Consider the following 11,247-nt stretch of genomic DNA (forward strand, 5'->3'; position numbering starts at 1 on the left):
ACGTCGCCTCCTGTATGAGATATTTAAGTAGGTAGGTTGATTACCATATCAAGCCCTCTTTCTCTGCGATTTTTTGCACTTATTGAACCGTTTACGGCTTGTATGTGTCTTTTGGCCAACGCAAGGCCAACGCCAAAACCTTTACGTGAACCAACCTGGTTATCAGCTTTAAAGAAGGGCTGGAATATACGTTTAGTTAAAGAAGCGTCTATACCCGGACCAGCATCGGATATGGTCAGCGTGACATTGTCTTCATCAAATGAAGCTTTAATGGTGAGGGTTTCTCCCTGCGGCGTATATCTCAGCCCGTTTCGGACGATGTTCTCTATTGCTTGAGATAGGGCCCTTTGATTAGAGTGGGAGAGCGGAAGCTGCGAAGGGAGATCTATGGCAATCTGACGATCGGGATACTCAAATTGCGCATCTTCAACGATGGCTTCCACCAGCTCAGTCAGATCAAAGGCTTCGTCTCTTAAGTCTGGTCGTTCGTTCTCTAGCCACGCGAGTGTCAGCGTATCTTCTGCCATAACCCGGATAGCCTGAACTTCAGATCTAATTCGACTGACCATTTCTTCAGTATCTATCTGCTTTTCGACGCAATCCGTCGCCATTTCAACTCTAGCGAGCGGTGTTCTAATTTCATGAGACATATCTGCTATCAGATTGCGATTATGGTTAATCACACTAGCTGTGCGCTCGGCCATCATGTCAAACGTTCGAGCAATCTGGCTTAACTCGTCATTACCCAGTGTCATGTGATGTGAGACTCGAGCGCTATAGTTACCTTGGCTAAATTCTTTGGCTGTACGGTGAAAGTGCTGTAATGGTGTCATGACGTAGCGATAAAGGTAGATAGTTAGCGCCAATAGAGCTAAGAACGGAATGACGACTCGGAAAGTCCAGAATGCGTGCGACATGTAGGTTCCGGGGCGCATACGAGCAGGCAATTTAACCAAGAAGTGATAATCAGAAGGAGTAAGAGCGACTTCCATTATCGGGTTCTCAGGAAAATAAAGGTGAATCTTCCACTCGACGTTTCTACCTATGCCATAACCATCCCAAAATCGCTTATTGAGAGGGTTACCGCTGACAACGGAGACATTGGAACGTACCACCGTTGCCCACGTTTCCTCTCGCAACGCTAGCTGATTTACCCACTGATTCATTTCATCATATTTCCCTTGCCCGAGCTGCGACTGAACGTGCTCACCCCAAGCGAGAATTTCTTGCTGATGGTTTTTATCGATGTAACTCATCTTTTCATTGGAGAGTAGAGCGACGCTATGGAGTAGGGAGAAAAAGATCACTCCTCCCAATGAGAGTACGACAAACAGTCGCCAGAAAAGTAACTTTTTCATCGTAATAAATAACCTTTGCCGTGAACGGTCTGAATTCGTTCTGAGCTCATACCCAAAGCGACTAAGCTTTTTCTCACTCGACTTAAATGCATGTCTAAGCTTCTGTCGTATGAGCTAAAGTCGCGTTCTAGTACAACCTGGTACAAAAACGGTTTGCTTTGTACTGCGCCGTGGTTGGCTACAAGTGTCCAGAGCAATTTAAACTGAATTGGTGTGAGGGTGATGGGAGCGGACTCGTTGACGGTTACAGTCAGTTCGTTCTTATCAAGCTTGAGTTCTTTATATTCTTGATAACGGTTAGAGCTCGATGCTTGATTGTGACCAGTTCGGCGCAAAATCGCTTCGATCCGTAAACTCACCTCAGTAAAGTTACATGGTTTGCTGATGTAGTCATCCGCGCCATAACGCAGCCCACGTATGCGGTGTTCTTCTGCGCCGTATGCGGTCAGCATGATGACCGGTGTATTTGAATGAAAGCGGATAAAGTTCAACAAACCAAAGCCGTCGACCTCTGGCAGGTTAATGTCAAGAATGATTAGGTCAAAGTTGGATTGCTTTAGGCAATTCAATGCTTCGGCACCACAATCCAGATTGGTAACCTGGTATCGACTGTCTTGAAGAAGAGAGGTGAGTTGCTGATTCAGATGTCTATCGTCTTCAACCAATAGTATTGATGGCTCATTGCCTGACAGTATTTGGCCATAAGATTTATGATCGTTAAATGATAATCTTCCTCCACCTTCAAACATGGAACACACCTCTTTTATTGATAATAATTGTTATTATCAATAAAAGAGGTTGAACTTTCAATGCCAATAAATGGGTGAGCTTATTGGTTTGGGCATTATCAATCGTATTTAGTTATGAGTTGGCTACATAGCAAACCGAAAACGGCACTTTCAGTTTGATGAACTCATGGAACCAGCGCCACTGGTTATCCTGCAAACGATCTCCGGGGCCTTTAACTTCAACCCATTCGAAACGGTCGTCTTTAAAGAGAATCAGATCAGGCATACCACTTCGGAATAATTTGAGCTCTTGTAGCATGACCTTAAACAGCTGGCACAGTAACTCGGGGGAGATGCTGTGTAGCGCACGGTCTAACAGTTCTGGAGTGAAAGCATTCCAGACAACAAATGGATTACTGAGCCCTACTTTTTCCAGATAAATTTGCTTCAGATGCTGGCTACCGTCTTCTTCTAGTCGAGTGAAAACATCATCTATCATTGACTGACGTTTGGAAGCAAAGTCGTGATGATAGAGATCCAAAGGGCGATATTGATATCGGTTGATAAAAGCGCCTTCTACAGGGCTGAAAATGACTTCCCAAAATGCTAAGCCAAACAATCCATTTAACAGAATATTTTCTGAGTAATAGACGTCATAACCTTGTTGCTCAAAATAATCTTTGACCACCAACTCGACGCGTTGCTGTGACAAATCAAGTGCAAGGTGGTGTTCCTCTATATTAGTTTTTTTTACTCTCGGGAGTTTTATACCTTTGAGACGCTCCAAGCGTTGTTGCAATTTCACACCCACTTCTTGTTCTGACGTATCATATGGGGAACTTAATATTGAAGTGACAATGTCACTCATGGCATTTATATCGCTTTGTTTGTCATACATGCGAGCTCGGCGTTCTCGTGAAGGTGGTAATACTGTTTTTTCGAACCAGAAAGTCGAGAGTTCGAACTCTTGCAATCTTTCTAAGTCACGCGCCATGTCATTGATCAGGTGTTGGCGTTTACGCTCTATGTAGTTGTGGTCAATAGGATGGGTAAGTTGCTCAAGGTGGAGGAGTATTGTATTTACGCATTTTCGATCAGCGTCATGATAACTTTGCTGCAATAACGATAATGAAAGCAGTTGATCTAGCTCATCACGTGAAGAAAAGAAACGGCATTGTTCGCTGAGTTGATAGTTCTCAAATTGATGCAAGCCAAGATCGTCTAATACAAACTGGCTTAAATCCTGATGAGTATTAGCAAAGAAGAGCGCGAGTAGAACATCTAACACTTGCGGTGATTCAAGCTTAACGATGGTGAAGGGCAAAGTGCCGTATTGTGAGAATGGGCTCTCTTCTAGCTGACTTACAATTGTGTCCTTTTTCGCCTGTTTGTTGGTTACTCTAAAGAGGTTAACCATTTCCGGTTTTGTCAGAAGCTTGGCGGCTAAATCTGGGTTGGAGATTTCAGGGTTGAGCGAGATGAAGCTCAGCGCATTGAGCTCATCTAATGCGACATCTTTTTCAGGGATCTCTTCATAGTTCAGCTTATCGCTTCGAAACCATTCCCCTTTGCGAGAAAGCAATCTCACTAACAAGCACTTTGCCGGAGTAGATAACTGAGAGAAATGTTGCAGCCACTTGTGCTCCAATTCAGACAACAGATCTGGATACATTTCTTGAGCATGACGTGTCAGTTTCAAGAAGTTGCTCAGGTAGTAATCTGAGGGTAAGACGACAGGTTCAGACATGGTTAATAGATACAAAAAAGGCCTAACCACAAGGTTAAGCCTTTCGAAGAGGTTTTCAAAGCGTTAAGCGTTTTTAAGCTGAGCCACTTTTGCTTCGCTAATTGGTTTGGTAATGAAGGCAAGAACGATACACACCGCCATCATTACGGCTGAAATAGTGTAAGCGAGACTGTAGCCTTCACCGTTTGTCATTGAGAATCCAACAACTGCAGCACCAATTGCGCCACCAATACCCCATGACGTATAGAGAACGCCATAGTTAGTGCCGTAGTTCTTCAAGCCGTAGAACTCTGCGGTTAGAGTCGGGAATACAGCAAGCAAAGTACCGTAACCGATAGCTGCGATAGCCGTACCGATTATCAGTGTAAATTCGGTTTTAAACGTAGCGAACAGAACCATGTTGATGCCTTGAAGGACAAAGGCTAATAGCAGTGTACGTACGCCGCCAATCTTATCAGCTAGCATGCCTGCAGCCACACGACCACCAGAGTTGAATATCGCTAGGATAGACGCTAGGTAAACCGCATTAGGTAGATTAGCCTGAACGCTAGCAATGGTAGTGATGTTACCAATGATCATAAGACCAACCGACGCTGCAAAGGCGTACATGATCCATAGTGAATAGAACTGAGGTGTTTTAAGCATTGATTTCCACGTCAGATCTTCTGTTTTCTTAGCGGCTTTCGGTGCTTGACCTGCTTTTACTGCTGGTTCAGCAGGAGTGTAACCCGCTGGTGGGTTGTTAATAGTTGCTGCAAGAGGCACGGCAATGGCCAATACGCCAGCACCAAGAACCATAAAGCTGGTTTGAATACCCATGCTGTCAATTAGAGCGGAAGTCACTGGTGCAAGGTAAATAGCGGCTAGACCAAAACCAGCTGCAATAAGACCGTTGACCATGCCTTTCTTGGAAGAATGGAACCACTTCATTGCAGAAGGAGAAAGACAAGCATATCCAAAACCGATGCCGGCACCTGTAATCACACCAAATGTAATGTTCAGCATTAGTGGAGTGGTTGCGAAACCTGAGGCAATCATACCTAAGCCAGTCAGCATTGTGCCCAGAATCAGAATTTTACGTGGGCCCATACGATCCTGAAGGATACCAGCAACAAGAAGACAAACAGAGAAGGTGATTGTTGCTATTGCGTATGGTGAAGAAGCTTCTGCTGCACTCCAGCCAGATTCAGTCACAAGTGCTTTGTTAAACACGCTCCAAGCATACAGGATGCCAAGACAAAGGTTGATACAGAATCCCGCCAGCAGGATACGTGTAGCTTTATCAATCTTGCTCATTTTTCTTCTCAAGTTCACCTCTGATAAAAGAGGTCTGGTTAACAGTCTATTTCTTCAAATTAAGTTTGCGTTTATCAACACAAAACGTAATGGGCGCGAATTATAACCAATCTATATGTGATTGGAATCTCTTTTTAGGGGTATTTTAAAATTAATTGTGTTTGTTAATTTGATGTTTTTATTGTTGTTTTTATGTGTCTTGTTTTGGGGTTTAAGAAAATAAGCAAAGTCTGATATTGACACGCTGCAAAGCCGGAAAATACTGATGCCGTAAACCGAGGATTCTGCTCAATTTAATGCATTATTAGGCTTTGCTTAAAAAATGACTTAGTCAGTATTTCGTCAATTCAAAATTTTGACTCTAGGCAAGGGTATATAGCGGGAGTAGCATGCGCGTCGTCTTAATTTGAGTGGTGGAAAAAATGAGAAAAAATACATTAAAACTGGCAATAATTGCTGGCCTTGGCCTGACCTCTTTAACTGGTTGTATGGGGCAGATGGCGACTACAGGAATGGTGACGAAGTTCAACCTAGAGACAGTCGATAACCGTTATGCCCGCGAAGGTATGTTTGTCTTACTGTCTCCTGTCTACGGTATTGCTGGTATTGCGGACTTGTTTATCTTCAATGCAGTTGAGTTTTGGACGGGGACAAACCCAATTACAGGTAAGTCTCCAGCTGTTGTTGATACGCCAACAAAGAACTACATCAAGGTCAACGACAAGCTAGACAGCTCTCTAAAAGATGTACCATTGAGCAACAACACCGAGATTGAAAGTGCAACTATGGAACAGCTTGACGAAACGACGCTACAAATGGAAATAACCTATCTTGATGGCACTAAACAGGTTTTAAGTGGTAAGAAAGAGCAAAATGATATGGCTTTCTACTTGGATGACCAATACATCACCACGGTATCGAATCAAGAGCTGACGGATTACATTGCGTCTGCAAATATCTAAAACAGCTTAGCAGAAGTAAGCGTTGCCCCTGAGTTATCGGGGGCTGATTAACTGAGCTATCAATCAAAAGTTTATAAAAATAGTTAACTTATATTTAACAATAATAAGCAAAACGCTATAGTTAGGAGGTTATTTAAACAGGAGTTATTAGGATGAAACTCACGATATCAGGGAAGTTACAGCTGAGTTTTCTGTCGCTTGCAGTACTTTTTATCGTTGCCGCTCTATTTATATTCCGCAGTGTCAATACTGTAGAAGAGCATACAAAATCTCTATTAGAGTCCGATCTGCCAACTGTAGATACGGGCCGTTCATTACAACAGTCGCTTCAGGCGACCGTTTCTACCCTCAGAGCTTATATGCTTTTAGGTGGTGATGAAGCTGTTGGTGCCGCGCAGTTGGAGCAGCTTAATAGCGTTATCACTTCGACCGATGAAGCGTTACCCAAGTTAGAAAGCCTATTGGATGAATCGGCTTACCAACAAGTCTTAGGCCAATGGGAATCCGTCAAAGGGTTGGTTAACGAGATCTCTGAAACCAGTCATTCAGATGAGAACCTTCCGGCCCACTCCTTATTTATCAATGAAGCCGCCCCAATTGCAGAGGTGGCATTGGATCAGCTCCAAGGCCTCATCAATGACGAAGCGGGTAATAAAGAGGGGGGCGAGAGAAAGCGCTTATTCCGTCTATATGCAGACAGTTACACATCTCTTGCTAATGCACTCTCTTCAATGCGTGACTTTCTTCTATATGGTAAAGAGGAGCACCTCAGTAAGTATCAGGACTTTCTGAAATCCCACGGTAAGTACGTTGCTGAGATCGATTCCAAAGTCAGCCTGATGAGCGATAGCGATCAAGGCTTATGGGATCTGTTTAAAGAAATGCAGCAGCTTTATTTTCCACTTGCCGATCAGGTCGTTGCGCTAAGAACGGCGAGTAGCTGGAATCTGGTAAATGAGAAAATGGCTAAGGAGCTGGTACCTGCCGTCGATACTCTCAATACAAGCTTAGAAAACCTGATTCGTAAGCAACAGCAGCAAGCTGACATCAGTGGCCAGGGAATCTTTAGCTCGCTAAGCAGTGTCGTGTCTTTGCTTGTTGTCTCCTCAATTATTTTCCTATTAGCGTCGTTAACCATCTCAACTTATATGGGTAGGAACATTGGCCGACGCATAAAAGTGGTGTCAAAACGTGCCCAATTGATTGCCGCAGGCGATGTGTCTCAACCAGCACTCAGCGTAGAAGGTAGCGACGAGCTAGCCAGCCTGACCAACTCAATCAACAAGATGAATGTCGCGCTGTTAGATATTGTGCGTGGCGTTAGTTCGAAAGCACGTACTGTTGGGGACAGTATGACGTCACTTCTCGATGCAAATAACAACACATCGAATAAAGTCGATAGTCAAATGTCGACGATGACGCTTGTCGGTCAGCAGCTTTCTGAGGTTAGCTTGTCTGCCGATGAAACCGCCAACCAAGCCAAGCTGTCTGCTAGCAATCTTGCTGAATCAAAGAGCCAAATCGAAATCGGTTCTCAAGCTCTTGAGCAGAACATGCAGACCGTGACCTCTCTACACAACACGATTGAAAGTGCGAGCCAGCAGGTTACTGAGCTGAGTAAAGAGAGTGAAGCGATAGGCCGTGTTACGGAAGTGATCGAAGGTCTAGCTGAGCAAACTAACTTGCTTGCACTCAATGCAGCGATTGAAGCGGCGAGGGCAGGCGAATATGGTCGAGGCTTTGCTGTGGTGGCTGATGAAGTGCGCCTGCTTGCGACAAGGACTACTGAGTCCACTACCGAGATCAACAACATTGTGAATGCGATACAATCTTCGACGGCAGCTGTGGTATCTGAAATCGACAAGAGTAAAGTGTTAGCAGAAGAAGGAGCTGCGCATACCAAGCAGGCGCACGGAACACTAAGCGCCACAACAGATCAAATCGAGAGCCTAGATTCTCAAATGAAAGATCTACTTCACTCTGCAGAGAGCCAATCTCTGGCAACTCAGGAAATACACAGTTTAATGTCTGATGTCACTAGCCGAGTAGAGGAGGTTGCTGATATCTCCAGTTCGTCATCACAGATCTCTGAGCAGGTGCGCCATCAGGTTGAAGAGTTGAACGAAGAGATGAGGCATTTCCGAACAGAATAAGCATGTATAACATCGATTTAATGATAGAAAGATAAATATATGAGATCTGCTTCAAATATAAATTTATAAAATAAGCAGATGTGAGACAGGTATTCTATACATAATCTCAATGCAATAAAGTGTATAGCAATTGAGCTCAAGCAACCTCCGTTGTTTGAGCTCGTTTTATTCTTTGAGGTTAGTTGTGTTACGTGTATTTGCAACAATGTGTATGTTGCTCTTCTTGACGAGTTTTGCCAGTGCTTCCAATAAACAGACCCTGATTGTCACTAACTCTAAGGCATGGAAACCTTTCTCTTATATCAACGAAGAGGGAGAACCTGCGGGTATTCTGGTGGATTATTGGAATGAATACGGCCTCAAAAATAACCAGAACATTGAATTCTTATTGCTAGATTGGAACGACTCTTTAGAGGCTGTTCGTTCAGGAAGGGCTGACGTGCACTCAGGCTTGCTTTGGTCCGAAACGCGTGAGTCCTTCTTAGACTACAATGCGCCTATTATGTCCATTGATACGCAACTCTATATCAGCAGCCGGTTGATGGGCTCTGATGTGAGTCTATTTCTACGCGGGGAGCATGATCATCTCGTTGGTGTAGTGAAAGGTGCCTACGAAGAAGAATTTACTCGTCTCCATTTTCCTAATCTCAATATCATTTCTTTTCGTAATAATGAACGTATGATCGACGCAGCTTTTGCGGGCGAAATCGACGCATTTGTAGCTGACTTGCAAGTTGCAAACTTCTACCTTCATACCACTAAGGGATTGAATAAGTTTATCGGGATAAGACACCTCTACTCAGGAAACTTGCGGCCTGCGGTCTCTGAAGGCAACCTTGCGCTTCAAAATCACTTGTCTCATGGCCTTAAACTGATCAGCAATGAAGATAAACAAAGAATTCTCGGTCGTTGGATGTATATCAATACTGTCTACCCAGACTACCTATTGCCGTTGGCCATACTGATGATTTTGCTGGCTGGCGTTGCTTACATCTTTATCCTGCGCTTTTCTGTTAACGCGAAAACTCGGGAGCTGGCGAAAGCGAATCAGGAACTGAGAGTCCTCTCTGAGACCGATCCTTTAACAGAGCTAAGCAATCGTCGCCATTTTGTTGAAGAGTTCCAGCAAAGGCTTGTAGTGCCAGAATCGATTGCCGTTATGATTTTTGATATAGACGACTTCAAGGTGATTAACGACAACTTTGGTCATGAAGTTGGAGATACAGTGATTCGTCAGGTAGCGGATGCGGTAAGAACTGTGATTAAGAAAGATCATTTGTTTGGCCGTATCGGCGGTGAAGAGTTTGCGCTTGTTGTCAGTGGGCATTCGTTAGGCCAGGTGACAACAATAGCGCATAAAGTTTGTCACTCAGTGAGGAGCGTTGTCATTGAAGATAAGGCGATCTCGGTCAGCTTAGGCTGCGCTTATTACCCATTAACGTCATTCAACATTACGTTGTCGGATGCTGACCACTTAATGTATCAAGCAAAATCACTCGGAAAAGATAGGGCGGTCATTCAACAAATCATACTAGAAGAACTTAGCGAACAAAAAGCCGTCAACTATGAATAAGTTTGAACATAAAGTCAGCACTTAAACCTGAAAACTAAAAAAAGACTTTTCTTTTCAGGCTGATGTGGCATATTGAATGGGTCTTCACGATGATGCGTGCATCGTATAATGGCTATTACCTCAGCCTTCCAAGCTGATGATGCGGGTTCGATTCCCGCTGCACGCTCCAACTCTTCATATAAAAACTCCCCTTAAACTTTCAGCAGCAAATATTGCTAATTAGCTATCTTAGAAGCTAACGCACGTAATTTTTCTTACGCACGTTAACCGAGATGTCGTTAGTTTATCTGCTGACTTAGCTGTAAGTAAGCTTTTTGAGCTTCCTGAGATTGAGATGACACGAGCTGAACCGCTACTTTTTCGGCAAATGCGCGCTTCTTCTCAAAATCAATTGGCCGACCGTTTTTCCACAGTTCAAAATGAAGGTGTGGCCCTGTTGTTCGTCCTGTATTGCCACTTGTACCGACTGTTTCGCCTTGTAAGACAATATCTCCTTTTCTCACATAGCGCTTAGAAAGGTGAAGATAGCGTGTCTTCAATCCACCTGGGTGTTGAATAACAAGGTAGTTTCCAGCTATCGGGTGGTATCGAGAGGCGATGACTTCACCGGATGAAATACTAACAACAGGCGTACCAACTGGCACGGCGTAATCCGTTCCAAGATGAGGGGCCATCGTACGAGTCACAGGGTGTAGTCGAGAGTGACTAAACTGCGAGCTGATTCTGAAGCGACGCGATACAGGAGAAAGGAGCAGCTTATCTTTGTAAAAACGCTCTCCATCAGTACTGAATAATGTACCCGCCTTTGTACTATAGACATAATACGTGTGTAACTTATCGTGATACAAGAAAGCAACGAGCTGATCTTTCTCGTTGAGTTTGAATGCAAATTGTCCTGAACCAGATACTGAGTTGATGAAATCAAATTTACCCGCCGAAAGGGACGCAAGGTCTTGAATCGTATCTGGGGCAATGCCTAAACTCAGCGCCGTACCATAAAATGAATACCCAACGTCGCTGCTAATAAATTTGTCTTTTGTTATTGGTGTTTTTGGCGCAATTTCTCTTTTGTTTTCGGTGTTATTAACTTTGTTGATGTTTGTTTCGTTTGAATATCTAGTAGATGTGTCGTTTAAGGGTGATATTTCGACTAGTGCGCACAAGCTCAATGGAATAAGGGCTAGATACCAAAAAGACAAATAGTCTCGATAACTTTTTTGGGGAATAGACGTTGAATGCATTTTAATAGTTATTTGAGATTTTGGTTCAATGATAGAGTTTTACCAGACAAAATCTAGATAAATTTTTTCGATAAATAGTATTTACAATAAAAAATAACAGGACTCGATTACCTATTCCAATGATTATTTAAGTAACAGAAGGTAATTAAGAAAGATGCGGTAGTTTTTTTGACTGTATTGCCTTTCTAT

General features: G+C 43.5%; 8 protein-coding genes and 1 tRNA gene. 4 read left to right on the forward strand and 5 right to left on the reverse strand.

From position 1 onward, the window contains the following. Window positions 1–23: 23 nt before the first annotated feature. The 4 genes from FIU99_RS24725 to FIU99_RS24740 form a co-directional block, all read right to left on the reverse strand. The gene (locus tag FIU99_RS24725) at window positions 24–1,358 is read right to left on the reverse strand and encodes a sensor histidine kinase (RefSeq protein ID WP_006961166.1); all 1,335 of its coding nucleotides are present in this window, start codon (window positions 1,356–1,358) and stop codon (window positions 24–26) included. Further along, window positions 1,355–2,107 (reverse strand): response regulator transcription factor, encoded by a 753-nt coding sequence (locus tag FIU99_RS24730; RefSeq protein ID WP_006961165.1) that lies wholly within the window; start codon window positions 2,105–2,107, stop codon window positions 1,355–1,357. The genes FIU99_RS24725 and FIU99_RS24730 overlap by 4 nt, the downstream gene beginning before the upstream one ends. A gap of 112 nt (window positions 2,108–2,219) precedes the next feature. Next, window positions 2,220–3,833, reverse strand: a complete 1,614-nt coding sequence (locus FIU99_RS24735; RefSeq protein ID WP_039952117.1) for a VRR-NUC domain-containing protein — start codon at window positions 3,831–3,833, stop codon at window positions 2,220–2,222. 63 nt (window positions 3,834–3,896) lie between these two features. Continuing rightward, window positions 3,897–5,129 carry an OFA family MFS transporter gene (locus FIU99_RS24740; protein WP_006961163.1) on the reverse strand — a complete coding sequence of 411 codons (1,233 nt, stop codon included), beginning with the start codon at window positions 5,127–5,129 and terminating at the stop codon, window positions 3,897–3,899. A 422-nt stretch (window positions 5,130–5,551) separates the two neighbouring features. Here FIU99_RS24740 and FIU99_RS24745 point away from each other — a divergent pair, with 422 nt between their 5' ends. The 4 genes from FIU99_RS24745 (at window position 5,552) to FIU99_RS24760 (ending at window position 9,986) form a co-directional block, all read left to right on the forward strand. Continuing rightward, window positions 5,552–6,091: a DUF3332 domain-containing protein gene (locus FIU99_RS24745; RefSeq protein WP_006961162.1), complete on the forward strand. Its 540-nt coding sequence runs from the start codon at window positions 5,552–5,554 to the stop codon at window positions 6,089–6,091. Between the two features lie 152 nt (window positions 6,092–6,243). After that, a complete protein-coding gene (locus tag FIU99_RS24750; RefSeq protein WP_006961161.1) occupies window positions 6,244–8,244 on the forward strand; it encodes a methyl-accepting chemotaxis protein in 2,001 nt (666 codons plus the stop codon). A gap of 184 nt (window positions 8,245–8,428) precedes the next feature. Beyond that, window positions 8,429–9,817: a diguanylate cyclase gene (locus FIU99_RS24755; RefSeq protein WP_039952116.1), complete on the forward strand. Its 1,389-nt coding sequence runs from the start codon at window positions 8,429–8,431 to the stop codon at window positions 9,815–9,817. Between the two features lie 94 nt (window positions 9,818–9,911). Continuing rightward, window positions 9,912–9,986: transfer RNA gene (locus tag FIU99_RS24760), tRNA-Gly, on the forward strand. A 109-nt stretch (window positions 9,987–10,095) separates the two neighbouring features. Here the strand turns inward: FIU99_RS24760 and FIU99_RS24765 are convergent. Beyond that, on the reverse strand, window positions 10,096–11,016 hold the full coding sequence (locus FIU99_RS24765; protein ID WP_039952230.1) for a peptidoglycan DD-metalloendopeptidase family protein: 921 nt from the start codon (window positions 11,014–11,016) through the stop codon (window positions 10,096–10,098). Between the last annotated feature and the right edge of the window lie 231 nt (window positions 11,017–11,247).

Origin of the sequence: Vibrio sp. THAF64 (assembly GCF_009363455.1) — a bacterium.
GTDB classification, from domain to species: domain Bacteria; phylum Pseudomonadota; class Gammaproteobacteria; order Enterobacterales; family Vibrionaceae; genus Vibrio; species Vibrio coralliilyticus.

Bases quoted from the DNA above. Each gene is read 5' to 3' on its own strand.
- FIU99_RS24745 (WP_006961162.1), top strand. From the start codon at position 5,552: ATGAGAAAAAATACATTAAAACTGGCAATAATTGCTGGCCTTGGCCTG.
- FIU99_RS24750 (WP_006961161.1), top strand. From the start codon at position 6,244: ATGAAACTCACGATATCAGGGAAGTTACAGCTGAGTTTTCTGTCGCTT.
- FIU99_RS24740 (WP_006961163.1), bottom strand. From the start codon at position 5,129: ATGAGCAAGATTGATAAAGCTACACGTATCCTGCTGGCGGGATTCTGT.
- FIU99_RS24735 (WP_039952117.1), bottom strand. From the start codon at position 3,833: ATGTCTGAACCTGTCGTCTTACCCTCAGATTACTACCTGAGCAACTTC.
- FIU99_RS24725 (WP_006961166.1), bottom strand. From the start codon at position 1,358: ATGAAAAAGTTACTTTTCTGGCGACTGTTTGTCGTACTCTCATTGGGA.
- FIU99_RS24730 (WP_006961165.1), bottom strand. From the start codon at position 2,107: ATGTTTGAAGGTGGAGGAAGATTATCATTTAACGATCATAAATCTTAT.